Below are 16,484 nucleotides of genomic sequence, written 5' to 3'. Positions count from 1 at the left end.
GCAAGAATGGTTGTCGGACTGTCCTCCCTATTTTGAATGTGAATCGACATATCGCCAAGTCCGCCGGAGATTCTAGAAAGAGTCCATTTCATGTCCTCGTAAGAAGTGAAGAGCACCATTGAACCACCTCCTACTATCTTCAAGGCGTTGAGAGTTATGTCAGATGCGCTTTCGAGATAGTTTAGCGAATTTGGAAGATAGTCCGGCAAATCGACCGGGACGAAGAACTTCAGCTGCTGCGTATAATCAAATGAAGTTCCGAGCCTTACCGCTTCATTGTTACTGCTTGTTCCAAGTATTCTTCTGGCGTAATTGAAGCCGTCGCTGCCCCTACTATAAACCCATAAAGTCGCAGAGATGAAAATCTTGACGCTCACGTCGGGGAAAATCGATGCCATCAAGGTATCGTTTTCGACAGGTGAGGAGATTATGCTGAAGCTGTCGGCACGCCTTTCAAATCGGCTTACATACACAATCCTCGACTCCTGAGAGGAAGTGATTCCCGCTATCTGCTTCATCCATTCCCTTGTTTCGGTGAGAATCCTGCTCACTTCAGCTTCTAGGCCATCTATCTTTTCATTTCTATCCTCTACATCATCCAGCATCTGCATCGTCTGAGTACCAATATAAACATGTGTCTGAAGGGTATCAGAAATTGCTATGAGCAAAGGTATCATCACTTCGAGTTCCTTTCCAGTGAATGTAGTTCTGCTTCCGGATTCAGAACTGCCTGTAACTCTAACAAGCTCTGTGCTCTGTTTGTCCAGATTAGCGGTTGCTTCTTTGAGCTTTGTCCACAGTTTTCTTAAAAAATCCTCGTCAAAGTACCTCTTTAGAAATCCAAAGGAATCCCTTACTGCCTTTATGAGTCTTCTTGCAGTGCCGGCCAGCTCGGACGGCTCAAAGCGGTAGCTCATGGCCTGTGTCAATGAAGCCTCGAGCTCATGTGCCTCATCTACAACGAGATATTTGAATCCCGGGAGAAGAGTTCCGATATCTTCTCGCTCTTCGGCGTCTCCGTCGGTAAGTCTTATGTTTGCTTCGCTAAAAAGGAAGGAATGATTCGTGATAACTATGTCGGAGCATTTCGCGTTTTCTCTCTGGACGTAGTAAGGGCAGATCTCGAAGAATGGGCAGAGTCGTCTGGTGCAGTCGAATCTGTTTCCAGAAATCATTCTTCTCATCTCTTCTTTCAGCGGAAGAGGGTCGAGATCTCCCTCGCCAGTGATCATAGACCAGATGAGTATTCCTGAAAGTTCCGTCGACATCTCTTCATCCAACATCTTGTTGAGAGCGAGGTTCACGACCTCAAAGAGCTTTCTGACACAAAGATATCTTTCTCTCCCCTTCATAACCGAGACACGCAGATCATCAAGGTTAGGAAAGGTCTTCAGCACCTCCACATCTTTCTTGAAGAGCTGATCTTGAAGGATTCTTGTTCTCGTTGAGACAACTGCCTGATTCATAGTCGAGATACAGGCGTATGCGACCGGTGCCAGGTATGCAATGCTCTTTCCGGTTCCAGTACCGACCTCGATCATAAGATTGCTGTCTCTTTCAATTGCCTCCGCGATTTCAAGAGCGGTCATGAACTGCTCTTGTCTGAATTCGTATCCCTTCATTGAATCCTGCAGGAGCCCACCCTCACTGAAAACCAGTCTTACGGTCTTCTGAAGATTGATCCTGGGATTGCCCCTTTCTCTTCTTTCATTCCTCTTGAGAGCGGAAAGCACATAATCCTCCCACGGATCCAGAAACTCGCTTTCCCTAATTGCAAGAAGAAGGAAGTTCCTCAATCCACCGTTTTCTACGGTCTTCTCAACTACAGATGAGAGCCCTGCCGGCATTTTCTCAAGAGCCTTTCTGTACTCATGGATCCGAGTCCTGAGATCCTTGGACTCCGACTGAAAAAGAAAGCTTCTCAAATATCCTTCATCGACAGCTATCTTCTGGAGATACTCACTGTCCAACGACCCATCCACAAAAAGACAGTCTTCGCCTCTCTCCGAAAAGAACGAAGGAAGGTCTTCGATATTCATTGAGACGAATGGAGAGTTCTGAGAAATTCGTCTCAAGCTGATTTTTGTCTTTGCATTCCGTTTGAAAATATTACCTAGCAGAATCTCTCCCAAGAAGCACCTCGAAAGAAAAAAACCGGGTTTTAAACCCGGTTTGGTGGTGCCGAGGGCGGGACTTGAACCCGCATAGGCTAAACTGCCCACATGGACCTCAACCATGCGTGTCTGCCAATTCCACCACCTCGGCAACTTCACACGTCAAAAATTATAACTTGACCGGATTCCTTTGTCAAGAAGCAAATAGCGAGAATGCTTTATATAAGCATATCAAAACCGAGTTTAGAGAGCTCTTCCTGAATGATATATCTATCGATAATAGCGTTCTCGTACTCAACTTCTATCACTCCGCTTGCAACATCTGCCTGGGCCTTCACTATACCATCCAGGAGCTTGAGTCTCGCTACAATCTTCTCCGCATCGTTCTCAGAAATTTCGTTTCTTATTTGAAAAAGCCTTATTACCCTGGGCATTTCTACCCCCCCAATATAATCCCTTCGCCAATAAGCCTTCCGCTTAACGCATCCTTCGGCCTTAAAGGCTTCTTGCCCGGGAACTGTACTAAGGATATAATAACATTTTCGGCACCGCAGCTTACAATCATTCCTCGGTCATCGATTTTGACTATTTCTCCGACTCGACCTTCTTTCTCATTTCTGCATAGTAAGCTGGCTCCGAAAACCTTTGACATCCTTCCTTCAACACTTATTCTCGCTCCAGGCTGTGGATCGTACGCTCTTATCTTGTTAACCACTTTCGCAGCATCCGATAAGTCGGAAATCACGAGATCCGAAGGCTGGATCTTTGGAGCATAAGAAGGAATTCCATCTTGTGGAGTGAGCTCCAACCTTCCCTCTTTGACCCTCTCCAAAAAATGGGCCAACGTCTTTTTCCCAAGTTCTGCCAGCTTCAAATAGAGCGAACCAAAAGTGTCTGATGGATGGATTTCGAGCTCCCTCTTCAGAGCAATTTCTCCCGTATCCATTCCTTCATCAATCTTGAATATCGTTATGCCTGTCTTTGTCTCTCCGTTTTCTATTGCTCGTTGAATCGGTGCTGCACCTCTATATTTAGGCAGAAGAGAAGCATGAACATTGAAACATCCGATGGGTGGAAGGTTTATCACACCCGACTTAAGAAGTTTTCCAAACGCAACAACCACAATAATATCTGGAGATAGCTCCGCAAGTCTTTCGAAGCCTTCATCAGAATTGATCTTTTCAGGCTGAAATACTGGTATTCCGTAGTTAGTCGCGACTGCTTTTACCGGGGTGGGTTCTACTCTTTGCCCTCTCCCCTTCGGCCTGTCAGGCTGTGAAAAGACTGCTGCCACGTTGTTCCCCGATTCGACAATCTCCTTGAGATGAGCAGCCGCAAATTCTGGAGTTCCCATGAATACGATCTTCATTTATCTGGTGCTTTCCTTAATGATCTGATTTAATTTCGGTTTCAGCACCGCTCTTTTTGACGCAGAAAGATAGTCAACGAACAGTACTCCTTCAAGATGATCGCTCTCGTGCTGCACTATTCTCGCAGGATAGTCCGTCAGATCCTCTTCGTGGTGCTGACCATATTCATCCCGATAATGTATTCGAACCGTGGAAGGCCTGTAGATATCGGCGTAAATTCCAGGTATGCTGAGGCAACCCTCTTCCATCTTGACTGTCTCATCGCTCCTGGAAAGAATTTCCGGGTTAATGACTATCCTCAATCCGTCTCCAGGATCGTAAACAAAAATCCTTCGGGACACAGCCACTTGCGGTGCCGCGAGGCCCACACCGTCCTCAACGTACATTGTCTTGCTTAACTCTTTCACGAACGCTCTGAGATCGTCGTCGAAAACTTTGACACTTTCGGAAACATTCCGAAGTATGGGGTTCCCGATATAAATCACTTTCATTCCGACCACCCTTCCGAAATCTCCTTCAATTCCTCAAAATACTTCTTATCGGTCATAATGGCGTGGAGGGGGGTTATCGACACGAAGTTGGATTTAACTGCGTTGAAATCACAATCAGTAGAGCATTCATCTTCAACTACCTCTCCAAATATCCAGTAGTAGTTGTTTCCATAAGGATCCTTTCTCTTTTCGAAATAATCCTTATATCTTCTTCTGCTCTGTCTGGTCACTTTCCAACCCTTCAGCTCCTCGTACTTGATTGAAGGAACATTTATGTTGAGAGCCGTGAAGTCCGGCATCTTACTGACATCGTAGATTCTGAGAAAATTAACCATGAATTTGACAGCAGTTTCGTACTCGGGATTACTCCAGTCGCTACTAGAAACCGCAATCGATGGAGTGTCAGTTACCGCACCCTCTAGAGCACCTGAAACTGTCCCGGAATAAAGAACATCTATTCCCATATTCTGCCCTTTGTTCACCCCGCTTATCACCAGATCTATCTTCCTATCCGAAATCGCAAGTAATCCGAGCTTAACGCAATCAGCCGGAGTACCATTAATTGCATAGCCTATGTTTTTATTACCAACTTTGACTTCCTTAGCCCACAACGGAGTTCTAATCGTAATTGCATGTCCAGTCGCGCTTCTTTCAACGTCGGGCGCAACCACAAGGACTTCATGATCTTCAGAAAGCGCTTCGGCGAGCAAGATAATTCCGGGCGACATGATTCCATCATCGTTTGTAACCAGGATATTCAATATTCGTGCCTCCTTTCACCTATTCGAACAAATTATCTTGTATACTTATTTTACATTATGCTTCTAAAGTTTTCTTTTTTACTCTAGGAGAGAAATATGAATCTTACAGAGCTTATGGAATGCATTCCACACTTGAGAGAAATCCTCCACATCGTTAAGGAAGCCTTTGAAGACTACGATGATCCTGCTCACGATATTTCCCACACTTTCAGGGTAACGGAGAATGCAAGTGAAATTGCTTCTCGGGAGAAGTGCGACCTTCAAAAGGCAGTCGTCGCAGCACTCCTTCATGACATAAAGCGGCCCCAAGAAGCTCTTACCGGCATCGATCATGCGGAATCCGGTGCGGAATATGTCCTTCGACTTCTACCGACCATGGGATTCAACATTTCGTTTGTCTCGGAGGTCTCGCAGGCAATTAGATCGCACAGATACTCCGGCGGCTTAACACCTTCCAGTATGACGGGAAAAATCCTCCAGGATGCAGACAGACTAGACGCTATAGGTGCGGTGGCCATAGCAAGGGTCTTTTCCTATTCCGGAAAGGTCGGAACTCCTCTTCACTCTCTCGAATTCAGTCCGTGCAGCTCTTATAGCGGCAATTCGCGTAGTTCTATAAATCATTTTCACGAGAAGATACTTAAGATAAGACCCGAAACTTTCTGGACGGAAACTGCAAGAAGAATGGCTGAGGACCGCTACAGTTTTGTTGTGGAGTTTGTGCAGAGGTTCCTAGCCGAATGGGGACAAATCTAAACTTCAATACCTGATTTCGAAGCTGTTGAACGACTTGAAGGGGAGCTCTTCGATTTCTGTCTTTGTGACGCTGGCATAGGATGGACCCCTATCTATTCTTTCAACGAAAGCATCGATTTCCTCATCACATCCGGAACAAACGATCTCTACACTTCCATCGGGCTCGTTCCTCACAAAACCCGTTACCCCTAGAGACCTGGCGGTGTGAAGGGCAAAGTACCTGAAACCGACGCCCTGCACACGCCCAAAGACTCTGATCCTGAATGTCTTTCTACAGGCCAAGCTCTTCACCTACAAGAACGATCGTGCAGCGCCATGGTCTTCTTCTCGAATCGATTATTATTGAGTACGTTTCGCATATTCTTTCTTCACTGCTGCAGTCGGAGCAAAACCCGGTTGTCGCGCAGGGAGTGTGCAAGTTCAGCCTCTTTGCATTCATCGGCGCTATCGACTTGATTCTCTTGATACCTGCATCCAGATCGTTTACGACTTTATTTATTCCGACGACAAAAATCACCTTTTTAGGGCCGAACGTTACGGCGGCGGCCCTGTTACCGCTCCCGTCCAGCAGAAGAATCTCTCCGTTCTCTGTGATGGCATTCGCGCTACAGAGATAATAGTCGGACTTAAATGCCTTGATCATGATCTCCCTTTTCTCTTTATCTTCAGAAACCGAGTCTCTGTCAAGAAATTCATATTTCCCCGACCTCAGCAAATCCATTACTCCAGTCTCCTGAAGTGTCACCGATCCACCTGAACTAACGGTAGCTCCATCGGGAATTAGTTTATGAACTTCTTCGACTACCATTTCTATATCTGGAAGGTAAATCACCCTCACGGACTTACTTTCAAAGACTTCGACAAGTTTCTGCGCCAGTTTTTCATTCTTCCATCGTCTAAGACTGTTCCTCATCACGAACCCCCTTCTTAGAGAAATCAGCTTTTGGTTAGCTATCCGTAATAATAATCGAGATTCCTTCTAGAATGTAATGATCTCTGCTTCACGCTCCACATATGGTGCTAGCGGAACGTGATTCCTCATGTCCCCATTCAGGGGGAGACCCTCTTTCTCTACTATCTCAAGGACGCCCATCATTTTCGAACAACCATAACATACGGCCTTTATGAGGCCCCTTTTCTTCGCTTCGATGTAAATCTCATGAACAGGATCCTTTTCATTTGTAATCTCTTTCATGAGACCTGGAGATTCTCCCTCCATTACGACAGATACGGCAAATCCCTTTTCGGACATGTCAAGTGCGTTCAGCAAAGCATGAAGAAAACATGATTTCCTTCCTTCAAAAGCCAGTATCAGTACTTCACGTGTCATTCATTCACCTCCAAGCAGTATGTTAAGCTTCATCGAAAGGCCAGATCGCCCGATACACTAAGATTTCCAGTCATGAAAGCTGTCAGAGGATCCACAGCTCCTTCAACCACTCTTTCTAAGGTCTCAGAATCTGTGCGTATTGAGCAATCCGAAGCTCGTTCTTCTTTATAGACTTCTAACCTGCCATCACAGATCTCGATAGTAAATCTCTGCCGATCCCCTGCTTCAATAAAGAACGAGTATTTTCCACTAATCTCCGAAAGCCTCTCAGCTTCCAATCCCTTGATCTTCTATATAGCTTTCCTAACTGTCATCAAACTACCTCCCGGGCTTCACTTTACATACAAAGTCTATCATCTTGTTGTACAATGAGATCGATATTTTCTAGAATTGGAGGCCCTGCTTTGTTGAAACGATTCTTTCGCTATTTAGATTCAGTAATCAAAATGGAGGTTGAAAGAGAGGGTAAGACGAAGTTCAAAACTGATTCGGTGTTGGCAGCGCCTGTAGAAGAACTGGCTACCGACGTGGCAAATCATCTCTTCCAGGGGTTGAGACTGCACGGGCTGGAAGGGTCCTCATCGCAGGACTTCAACGAGATGGAGATTGTAGAAAAGACAGATGGATTCAGTATTACGATCGAACTACATGATGACCAGGCTGTTCTTGGACTTGGACAGACCATCGGACCCCTGAACAAGAGAGGCGGGGTCTATGAGATGTATAACACTGACGAACCGGATCACTCACCATCCAAAAGAAGGTTGTACTCAACGCTTCCAATCTTCTACATTTCCTCTCCCGAGAGGCAGATTGGCTTCTTTCTTGATCATCCAGGCTATTCGAGATTCGACGTAGGGTTCGAGATCAGAGACCGGCTGAAGATTGATGTGGAAGGTGACGGTTTTGATCTCTTCATGTTTTTCGAGAAACCCGAAGAGACCCTGAGGGATATTTTCAAGCTCACAGGCAATCCCTTATTCTTGCCCATCTGGTCTTTGGGTTATCATCAATCAAGATGGTCTTACGAAGACGAAAAATCCGTTCTGGACATCGCAAAGGAATTCAGAGACCGGAAGATTCCTTGTGATGCTATACACCTTGATATAGACTACATGGATGAATATAAGGTCTTTACTTGGAACAGGGATCGTTTTCCCGATCCATCCTCGATGATCGATGAACTCTCCAGAATGGGAATGAAAGTTGTCGCTATAATCGATCCAGGCGTCAAGGCAGTCGATGGATACGACGTATACGAAGATGGGATCAAGAATGATTCATTCTGCAAGCGGGAGGATGGTAGGCCCTTCAAAGCCGCCGTCTGGCCTGGAGAATCGAGCTTTCCCGACTTCCTGAACACAGCCACGAGAAGTTGGTGGGGAAAGTATTACGATCGGCTATTGAAGAAGGGAATAGCGGGATTCTGGAACGACATGAATGAACCTGCAATATTCTACACGTCGGAATCATTGAAAGAGCTAAGACAAATGTCAGCCGAACTTGAGGACCGTGGAATAGAAACCGAGTTTCTTTTCGGTAGAATCATATCGAAGAAAAAGTATTTTGACTATGGGAATGATTTCACCCAGAGAGATGACAGTGGCATAGTACACCTGCACAGAAAGGTGAGAAACATCTACGGATTCAATATGGCTAGAGCAGCCTACGAAGGTATTAGAAGCTGTGAGCCGGAAAGAAGACCGTTCAACATTACAAGGTCATCTTACCCCGGAATTCAACGATACGCCATCTTGTGGACCGGAGACAATGATAGTCAGTGGGAGCACCTTCTGAGTGAAATAAGGCTGGTGCAATCTATTTCACTGGCCGGAGTGAGCTTCACAGGTTGTGATGTGGGGGGCTTCGGAGGCGACTGCAGCGGAGAGTTGCTTGTCCGCTGGACGCAGTTCGGGGCATTTCTTCCCTTTTTCAGAAATCACAGCGCCATTGGCACTAGAAAACAGGAACCATGGGCCTTCGATGAAGAAGTGGAAGGGCTTGTCAAGAAGGCGATCGATCTCCGTTATTCATTACTTCCATACCTTTACACAATTCACAAGCAATCCGCAGATGGTGAGACCACTATGATAAGACCTCTAGCATTAGTCTGGCCCCAAGACAGGGAGACTCACTATGCCGATGACCAGTTCATGATGGGTTCGGCGATAATGGTAGCCCCCGTCTATCAAAGAAATTCGGAGGGAAGACATGTGTACTTGCCTGGAGGAGAGTGGCTTGATCTCAACAGCAAGAGTATTATCGAAGGTGGCCATATTTGGGTGAGCGCCCCCTTGGACACGATTCCTCACTTTCAAAGGCGGGACACCCTACTGGTCACAACAGCCAGTACACAGTACGCAGAGAGCGGTTCCTGGGGAGACCTTCATATCACTGGCTTTGTGGAGGAGCGCGCCGAGTTTGATCTATACGAAGACGATGGCTTCACTTACGCCTATGAAACCGGCGAATACTCAATCAAGAAGCTGGTTGTAACCAACACACATGATGGAATCAGGATCGAGGTCCGCCCTCAGAAAGGAACCTTCATATGTAAGGAGAGAATGCTATCCTTCAAAATATATAATGGCTCGGGGCTTCATGAAGCAAAAATCTCCGATTCTCCGGCGGGTTGCGAGATTCTAGTAGAGTAGTCTGAAATCAAAGTATGGAAGGAGTCTCATGTTCTGGAACATGACTCCCATTCTGATGGCTAATGGGTATGCTGCGTAAAGATACGCCGTTTCAAATTTGTATAATGCCAATCTCCAGGAAAAACGGCTTCCGATCAGCAGGTCAATTCTTGCTCCTATGCCTTCTTCCGAAAGATGGGCGAGATTCAAGAAATTAATTCCTCTCCTAGAAACTGCATAATCGGAAGAAACCGAGAGTCCAACAACAATATTGGAATCATCTCTGAAGTCCCACAGTTCAACCGGTACAAGAGAAGGATCCACTCCAAAGGTTACTCTTGAGAAGATAGTAGATTCGATCGTGAATCCACCCTTCTTCCAGTCAAAATCAACGTTTATTCCTACATCTACGAGATTAGATGTCGCCGTCTGAGTATCTCCAATGTTTATCAGAGTCTCCAGCGAAGCCTGACCGCCATAAAGAGCCGAAGAATCTTGAAGAATCGCATTAACCGATCCATAGACTCGCAGAGGGTATTCAAATCTGGCCCTCCAGCCGAAAGAGAGTTTCGGGTTTATTCTGTACTGTCTGTAGGCATCCAAAGAAGTCTCCGGCCTTAGATCCGAAAATGCAATTGAGAGAGCAAAATCGACTGGGGCATAATCTTCACTGAGGAGTTCCATGTGAAGACCCGGTTGCATCGTTTCGAAATCGAATGAACCTCCCGCAATGAGTTTGTTGTGAAACGTCAGGTCGGCGAATAGCACTGATAATCCTTTGTATGGGATCGGCGATATGAACTTCCAGTCTGTAAAACCATCATATTTAGTCCCCTCTACGGGTTCAGCAGCGCGAAAATCAATTTCGCTTGCATCCAGTTCAAAATCGACAGGCTTAGCCTCGGAGGCCTGGAGCAGTTTGTTGCCCTGCAACTGACCCGCGGCAACAAAGCCATCTCTAGTTCTGGCAGGTTCCCTGACGTACCTCGTAAAGGAGGCCTGACCGGCCATCTTTCCTCCTGGTGTCAGGAGATAAATACTGCTGCCGTCACCGTTTTGAACGGAAATCAGAAACCCTTCAGCCGTCCAGCTTCCGATTGAAAAATCCTTGGTTACCTCAAAGAAGTTTAGACTCTCGTCGATTGAAGAATATAGCGCCAGATGCTTACTTCCTTGAACATTCACTCTGAATGCGACCAGAGTTCCGTCAAGAGAAGCTCTAAGGTTGTCAATCTGTATTTCAGCGCCGGCAGAAGATTCAAAGATCGGTGTAATCCTTTCGTTTCTAAGAGAAAGAATCTCTACAGAAGGGATTCCGAAGTTGTTCTTCAAAACCACCAGGCGGTCCTTACCAAGAAAGTCAATCCCCAGAAGATGAGCGTGTTTTGTCCTTTCTAATCTTCCTTCTCTGAAGAAATATAGCCTTGTCTCAGATACTTCTCTTTCGAAAACAAGAAGTGCTATTTCATTTTCGAAGACCGAAAAATCAACGATCTCCATGGTTGTGTTGAGGATTTCAGTCTCTTCCCTGTACAGGGAGTAGCATCTCATCTCTCTATCGTAAGCAAGATAGTATAATACGCCTGAATAAGTCTTTGGTCTGAAGTGACTAACAAATTCCCCGATTTTCTGAGAGAATCTGTTAATCGTCTGGGTTTCAGCTTCCATCCATTTACGAGTCTGAATCTCTATGAATTCTGCCTTCAATTCCTCATAACTCTTTTCATAAACCATTCTGAAAGCGACTTCAACTCCGGCGAATCCAAGAAGCCCCGACTTTATCCTGACCAGTTCCTGAATGCTTTCAAAGCCATAGGTCTCATATAGAAATGTCAGGAACGCATAGCCGTAATTGTAATAGGCCTCTCCCCCAATGCCGCTGTGACCGGATACTACGGTCTCCTCGAGAAAGGGATCCTCTATGTCAAGTTGATCCCAAAGAAAAGGCAAGCGTCTGTAATCGTACTCATAGAGGTCTCCAATAAGTTCGCTCCCTAGTTGGGCAAAGCCTTCGGTGAACCACATGGGCTGAAGGGCGTTAGGGAGGTAAAGTCTTGAGAAATAATTTCTAAGAAAGTTTCCTACTGGAGCCGTTGCGGTCATCTGAAAAAGATGAGTAAGTTCGTGAGAGATTACTTCTTCCAACCAGAAGCCGTCATTTCTGTAGGGATAGTCGAGACCGATCGTCATTATGTAGATTGATTCCATGACTGGGTTTGCCAGACCGTTTGACCGATCCTCGTAGCCTCCAATCAATATGGAGATTTTGTCACTGAAAGGGTTCCCGAAAAAATCGCTTAAGCCAAGAAAGGTGTTTTCTGCAATCTCTTCAATTTGGGAAACCGAGCCGGCCACTTCGTTATGGTATATATAAACAAAGTGCTCTGATTCATGCTTCAACCAGTCCAGATCTCTGAATGAGTATCCATTTACGATTACCGAAATCAGCAGAACAAAAAACAGAATATGCCTTCTGAGCAAAACAACACCGCCTTCTTGAAAAGGAGATCACTACTATTATAGACTATGCAAAGGCGACAAAGCCCTAAGGTTGCCGGTTACTTCATCGCAGTGCTATTATTGGTTGAGGTGCTTTATGGCAGAGATAGAAAGAGACAGGCTCTTGGCATATTCTGCAGGAATCGGTTCTTCAGTTATCTTTGGTCTTTCCTTTCTATTCACGAAGAACGCACTTGAATACACAAATCCCATGTACTTTCTTTCGTACAGGTTTTCTGTTGCCTTTCTGACTATTTCATTGTTTAGATTGTTTGGTATCATCAAAATAAGGCCCTACAGAGCAGTTTTCAAAGACCTGCTTCTTCTCAGCCTTGTTCAGCCAGTCATGTACTTCATCTTCGAAAATGTTGGGGTCTCTTTGTCCACTTCATCGGAAGCTGGAATTCTCCTTTCGACAATTCCTGTCTTCGTCCTGATCTTCGCCAGGATATTTCTTAAGGAGAGACTTGCCGCTCCACAGATAATCTCGGTCTTGACTGCGCTGTTCGGCATAACTTTGATCACCGCCGGAAAGGGGATTTCCGCAGGAAGCAGTCCCCTGGGGCCGGTCATTCTAATAGGCAGCGCAATCTCGGCAGCCTTCTATAACATTCTCTCGCGAAAAGCCTCGGTCAGGTTCAGATCATGGGAGATCACATATCATATGATGACGATGGGCTTCATCTCTTTCACCGTGATTGCAGTTATACTGTCTTTGTCGAGAGGAGAGTTTTTGTTCTATGTCAGCGGAATCGTTCAGCCTCGTGTCGCCATTGCTGCTCTTTACCTCGGTACATTATCGTCGGTTGGAGCCTTCTTTCTGATCAACTTCATGCTGTCCAAACTCCAAGCTTCGCGTTCAACTGTATTTGTTTACCTGTCAACTGTTGTGTCTCTTCTGGCCGGAGTTATCTTCAGGGGCGAAAGGTTTGGTTCAATTCAGATTCTTGGAGTAGCTCTCATTCTCTTCGGAGTTTGGGGTGCAAACGCCTTGACCAGGAGAAGAATCAAGGAGGATTTGAAATGATGAAGAGAATAATGGTCTTGATATTCATCTCAGCAATAGTGATGACTCATGGAGTTTCATTTATTACCACATCGGACTCTACGCCTTCGGTAGTAATTCTTGAGAAATCATCTGAGCTGGAAATGTCACGGCTCGAAAACGGCTGGTGGAGAGCCGAAACAACTCTTGAACCGGGCTTGTACCACTATTATTTCTCTACGGAAGAATCCACTCTCACAGCTGAAAACGATCGCGGCAATCAAAGCGAAGGTGAAAGCGGACTCTTTCTTCTGTTCGTTGAGGACTTCGGGGAGCTTCAGAATTCAGTCATACATGATTTTGGAAACAGGGATTATTTCAACCCGATAAATGAAAAGGAGTTCTACTTCGCTGTCTCACTGCCTTCAGGGAACACTTATGAAGTGCAGCTGGTAATCGATGACAAAGAGTACTCACTCGAGTATCTCCGTGATTTCGGCAACCAAAGCTTTTATCGAAGTGAAAGAATCGAGGTGGAAATCCTTGAATACTACTTTGAGATTGGGGCAGGAAAGGACTTCCTCATCCTAGATTCTCTTGGACTCTGTCGAGAGCCTCGTGCTTTCTTCAGTTTTTCCAAAGAGAGACTTCCTATCTCGTATTTCGAACTACCTGAATGGTCTAGAGGGGCGCTCTACTATCAGATATTTCCCGAGAGATTCGCAAATGGAGATCCCACTAACGACCCTGACGGAACCCAGTCCTGGGATATAAACCCCGCCCATGCGAACCTCGGGGGTGATGGTTTTTTTGGTGGAGACCTCAAAGGAATCATCGATCACTTCGATCACATTCTTGAACTGGGGGTAGACTCCATCTATCTGAATCCCATTTTCGAAAGCCCTTCAAGCCACAAGTACGATACTGAAGACTACCTGAAGATCGATGACAATTTCGGCGACGACTATGTTTTCGAGGAGCTCATTTCACTGGCAGAAGATTCTGGTATCAGATTGATTCTCGATGGAGTCTTCAATCATACCGGTTACGACTTCTTCGCCTTCAAAGATCTCCTTGAAAGAGAGGAGGCTTCCCCCTACAAGGACTGGTATTTTGTCAAACGCTTTCCAATAAGGAAGATCCAGGATAGGGCAATGACATATGTGGGATGGAACGGCTACGCATATATGCCTAAGATAAACAGCCTCAACGAAGGCTGGCAGGCTTACGTGGAAAAACTTGTACGCAAGTACGATCTTGAAGGAATTGGTGGCTGGCGCCTAGATGTCGCTACGGAAGTCGATCCTCTCTTCTGGAGCGGTTTTTTCAGACCACTCGTGAAGAGCCTCGGAAGGGACATGATACTTGTCGCAGAGTTCTGGGGCGATGCAAGGTCGCTTCTGAGGGGTAAGACCTTCGATTCGGCGATGAATTATCCTTTCAAGGAAGCTGTGATCGAGTATGTATTCAGAGCGGGAAACTCTGCTGCAAAGTTCGCAGCTATGACTAATCTGTATCTGAACGCTTATCCGCCTCAGACGCTGCATTCTCTCTGGAACATTCTTGACAGTCACGATACCGAGAGAATTCTTACCCTTGCCTTCAATCAGGTTGATCTTCTGAAGATAGCAGTGGCGATTCAGATGACCTTCATCGGCAGCCCTGTAATCTACTACGGAGATGAAGTTGGAATGAAGGGCGGAAAAGATCCTGAAAACAGGGCTCCCATGCTTTGGGATGAGGAGAAATGGAATTGGGAGATCTACGAATACTACAAAACCCTTATTGATCTTAGAAGAGCTCATGAATCGATTAGAGATGGAGAATATGAAGTATTGACGGCTGAAGGACCGGTTTTCTCATTCAGGAGATGGAAGGACTCTGACGAAGTGATCGTTGCGATTAACCCTTCAAGGGAGAATGCCTTCTTCAACCCTCAATTCGAAGGAGAATTCTGCGAATACCTTTCTGGAAGAAGCATTTCTTTTTACGAGGACACGGCCGAGATCCCACCGTTGACCGTCTGGATTCTGGTCCAGGAGGATTGAAACCTCACCTCCGGAAAACAGAAATCAGCTACTGAAAGCATTATTGTGTGAATAATGAGAGTGCAATAAGCAATATTCCTTCTTTGCGAACAGGTTCGGGCGATGGATTCATTCTGTAGTGGATCCCATCTTCTCTATCCAGATGCTTCTTTCTGGAAGCTCAACTTCATCGACAGAAGGTACCCCACCGGACCAATCCCGATACATCTCCTTTAGTTTTATAGAATGCCTCGGTGTATCAGTAAGATTCACAAATGAAATCACGTTACTTTGAGGGGCCTTCCTCGTACAGGCCGCAAAAACCCCATTCATACCGTCAAGGAATACCCTTGGTTCTCCTCCTCTAAGCGATATCGCTTCTCTTAGCAGCTCTATTCCATTGTTGTCTACTCCCGCCATGTCATCGCTATTGAGCATCATTCCGTCAAGCAATCCCACCGACAGGGCAAAGATTCTCTTTTCTTCTTCGGTGAGATCGCAGTCTCCGAGGATGATCGTATCGGGATCGTTGAGCCACAGTCTTCGGTGCATGAAGGATCTTGTATATGCGTTTCTCAAGCAGAATCTTGCGCTGGGAACCCCGATATCCATGGGTTCACCGTTCCAATGAGGAGCAGTATCTGATCCTATCCTCATTCCATCGACAAAACCAACTGAAGGGAGGAGTGGCGCACCACAGCCAAGAATGAAGCAATCTTCTCCAGCAGAGTTTCTGATTATCCGCATACCTGTTCTGTAGGCTTCAATGGGACTTACGCTTTCATCAAACCTCTTTCCCGGGATAGCACCCGCGAATAGGAAATCTATCTTCAAGTAATCGAAGCCAGAATCTCTAATCGACTTTATCAAGTTTTCAAGATAACTCAAGGCTTCGGGATTCGTAATGTCGAGGGCGAATATCCGCTTCCCCCAGTTTCTGTAAGCAACTTTGGGGCTTTCATCATCGTTTCTCACAAACCAATTTCTGTGTTCGTAGAACAGTCTGGAAGTCTCAGAAGCGGAAAAGGGCGCTATCCAAAGTCCTGCCTTGAACCCTTCTCCCCTGATTTCCGATGCGATTTCCTTCAATCCCGGAAACTTGGAATTGGTTTGAAGCCAGTCACCTATGTCTTCTTGATAGCCGTCATCCAGCTGAACAAGCCTGTAGTCTATCTTCTCTCGATCTCTGATTTCTGCGAGAAGTCTCACATTCTTTAACAGCTCCTCGAAAGTGATCTCTGTGAAATAGTGGTACCAGCTGCACCATCCGATCCCTTCGAATTCTCTGAATTTTACTGAGTTCTTCTGCCTTATCAAGTCAGCATACTCTTCAAGCATTTCCCAGAGAGTGTCACTGCCATATATAGCCATTGTCTCCAGTTCAATCGATTCGCCCGGCAGTAGTCTGGTCCCAAAAAGATCTACAACGCCCTTTATGCTTGAAGATTCATCGTTCCATAGAAAATACTGATGTGAAAACTCATTGGAGACGAAACCCACTAGAAGTTCATCTGTAGC

Annotated in this window: 15 protein-coding genes and 1 tRNA gene; 4 read left to right on the top strand and 12 right to left on the bottom strand. The window is 45.8% G+C overall.

All coding sequences use genetic code 11. From position 1 onward, the window contains the following. From B3K42_RS12355 to surE, 6 genes are all read right to left on the bottom strand, one after another. Positions 1 to 2,132 (bottom strand): ATP-dependent DNA helicase (locus B3K42_RS12355; protein ID WP_292599063.1); only part of this gene is annotated, 2,132 nt, incomplete at its 3' end. A gap of 44 nt (positions 2,133 to 2,176) precedes the next feature. After that, positions 2,177 to 2,265: transfer RNA gene (locus B3K42_RS12350), tRNA-Leu, on the bottom strand. A gap of 67 nt (positions 2,266 to 2,332) precedes the next feature. Continuing rightward, positions 2,333 to 2,548, bottom strand: coding sequence for a heavy-metal-associated domain-containing protein (locus B3K42_RS12345; RefSeq protein WP_292599041.1), 216 nt, complete (start codon positions 2,546 to 2,548; stop codon positions 2,333 to 2,335). 2 nt (positions 2,549 to 2,550) lie between these two features. Then, the gene (gene fmt, locus B3K42_RS12340; protein ID WP_292599039.1) at positions 2,551 to 3,483 is read right to left on the bottom strand and encodes a methionyl-tRNA formyltransferase; all 933 of its coding nucleotides are present in this window, start codon (positions 3,481 to 3,483) and stop codon (positions 2,551 to 2,553) included. After that, positions 3,484 to 3,975, bottom strand: a complete 492-nt coding sequence (def, locus tag B3K42_RS12335; RefSeq protein WP_292599038.1) for a peptide deformylase — start codon at positions 3,973 to 3,975, stop codon at positions 3,484 to 3,486. After that, a complete protein-coding gene (gene surE / locus B3K42_RS12330; RefSeq protein WP_292599036.1) occupies positions 3,972 to 4,736 on the bottom strand; it encodes a 5'/3'-nucleotidase SurE in 765 nt (254 codons plus the stop codon). Before surE ends, def begins: the two co-directional genes overlap by 4 nt. A 96-nt stretch (positions 4,737 to 4,832) precedes the next feature. Between surE and B3K42_RS12325 the strand changes: the two genes are divergently transcribed. Further along, positions 4,833 to 5,492, top strand: a complete 660-nt coding sequence (locus tag B3K42_RS12325; protein WP_292599034.1) for an HD domain-containing protein — start codon at positions 4,833 to 4,835, stop codon at positions 5,490 to 5,492. Positions 5,493 to 5,495: 3 nt separating this feature from the next. Here the strand turns inward: B3K42_RS12325 and B3K42_RS12320 are convergent, their stop codons facing one another. From B3K42_RS12320 to B3K42_RS12305, 4 genes are all read right to left on the bottom strand, one after another. Beyond that, a complete protein-coding gene (locus B3K42_RS12320) occupies positions 5,496 to 5,774 on the bottom strand; it encodes an acylphosphatase (RefSeq protein WP_292599032.1) in 279 nt (92 codons plus the stop codon). After that, on the bottom strand, positions 5,764 to 6,405 hold the full coding sequence (locus B3K42_RS12315) for a lactate utilization protein (protein ID WP_292599030.1): 642 nt from the start codon (positions 6,403 to 6,405) through the stop codon (positions 5,764 to 5,766). Before B3K42_RS12315 ends, B3K42_RS12320 begins: the two co-directional genes overlap by 11 nt. 66 nt (positions 6,406 to 6,471) lie before the next feature. Beyond that, the gene (locus tag B3K42_RS12310) at positions 6,472 to 6,822 is read right to left on the bottom strand and encodes a hypothetical protein (protein ID WP_292599028.1); all 351 of its coding nucleotides are present in this window, start codon (positions 6,820 to 6,822) and stop codon (positions 6,472 to 6,474) included. A gap of 29 nt (positions 6,823 to 6,851) precedes the next feature. After that, positions 6,852 to 7,100, bottom strand: coding sequence for an SCP2 sterol-binding domain-containing protein (locus tag B3K42_RS12305; protein WP_292599027.1), 249 nt, complete (start codon positions 7,098 to 7,100; stop codon positions 6,852 to 6,854). 129 nt (positions 7,101 to 7,229) lie between these two features. Between B3K42_RS12305 and B3K42_RS12300 the strand changes: the two genes are divergently transcribed. Further along, a complete protein-coding gene (locus B3K42_RS12300; protein WP_292599025.1) occupies positions 7,230 to 9,476 on the top strand; it encodes a TIM-barrel domain-containing protein in 2,247 nt (748 codons plus the stop codon). Here the strand turns inward: B3K42_RS12300 and B3K42_RS12295 are convergent. Further along, entirely contained in the window at positions 9,465 to 11,936 is a 2,472-nt protein-coding gene (locus tag B3K42_RS12295) for a hypothetical protein (protein WP_292599024.1), read from the bottom strand. The two genes, B3K42_RS12300 and B3K42_RS12295, sit on opposite strands and share 12 nt — an antisense overlap. Positions 11,937 to 12,051: 115 nt before the next feature. Here B3K42_RS12295 and B3K42_RS12290 point away from each other — a divergent pair, with 115 nt between their 5' ends. Continuing rightward, a complete protein-coding gene (locus tag B3K42_RS12290) occupies positions 12,052 to 12,981 on the top strand; it encodes a DMT family transporter (protein ID WP_292599022.1) in 930 nt (309 codons plus the stop codon). Beyond that, on the top strand, positions 12,978 to 14,987 hold the full coding sequence (locus tag B3K42_RS12285; protein ID WP_292599019.1) for a glycoside hydrolase family 13 protein: 2,010 nt from the start codon (positions 12,978 to 12,980) through the stop codon (positions 14,985 to 14,987). Before B3K42_RS12290 ends, B3K42_RS12285 begins: the two co-directional genes overlap by 4 nt. 108 nt (positions 14,988 to 15,095) lie before the next feature. Here B3K42_RS12285 and B3K42_RS12280 read toward each other — a convergent pair. Beyond that, on the bottom strand, positions 15,096 to 16,484 hold a 1,389-nt coding region (locus B3K42_RS12280; RefSeq protein ID WP_292599017.1), incomplete at its 5' end, for a glycoside hydrolase family 36 protein.

Origin of the sequence: Mesotoga sp. UBA6090 (assembly GCF_002435945.1) — a bacterium.
Classification (GTDB): domain Bacteria; phylum Thermotogota; class Thermotogae; order Petrotogales; family Kosmotogaceae; genus Mesotoga.
This window is presented reverse-complemented; position numbering and strand designations above follow the sequence as displayed.

Excerpts from the sequence above, each read along its gene's own strand:
- B3K42_RS12345 (WP_292599041.1), bottom strand. The coding sequence starts at position 2,548 with ATGCCCAGGGTAATAAGGCTTTTTCAAATAAGAAACGAAATTTCTGAG.
- fmt (WP_292599039.1), bottom strand. The coding sequence starts at position 3,483 with ATGAAGATCGTATTCATGGGAACTCCAGAATTTGCGGCTGCTCATCTC.
- def (WP_292599038.1), bottom strand. The coding sequence starts at position 3,975 with ATGAAAGTGATTTATATCGGGAACCCCATACTTCGGAATGTTTCCGAA.
- B3K42_RS12325 (WP_292599034.1), top strand. The coding sequence starts at position 4,833 with ATGAATCTTACAGAGCTTATGGAATGCATTCCACACTTGAGAGAAATC.
- B3K42_RS12315 (WP_292599030.1), bottom strand. The coding sequence starts at position 6,405 with ATGAGGAACAGTCTTAGACGATGGAAGAATGAAAAACTGGCGCAGAAA.
- B3K42_RS12310 (WP_292599028.1), bottom strand. The coding sequence starts at position 6,822 with ATGACACGTGAAGTACTGATACTGGCTTTTGAAGGAAGGAAATCATGT.
- B3K42_RS12290 (WP_292599022.1), top strand. The coding sequence starts at position 12,052 with ATGGCAGAGATAGAAAGAGACAGGCTCTTGGCATATTCTGCAGGAATC.
- B3K42_RS12285 (WP_292599019.1), top strand. The coding sequence starts at position 12,978 with ATGATGAAGAGAATAATGGTCTTGATATTCATCTCAGCAATAGTGATG.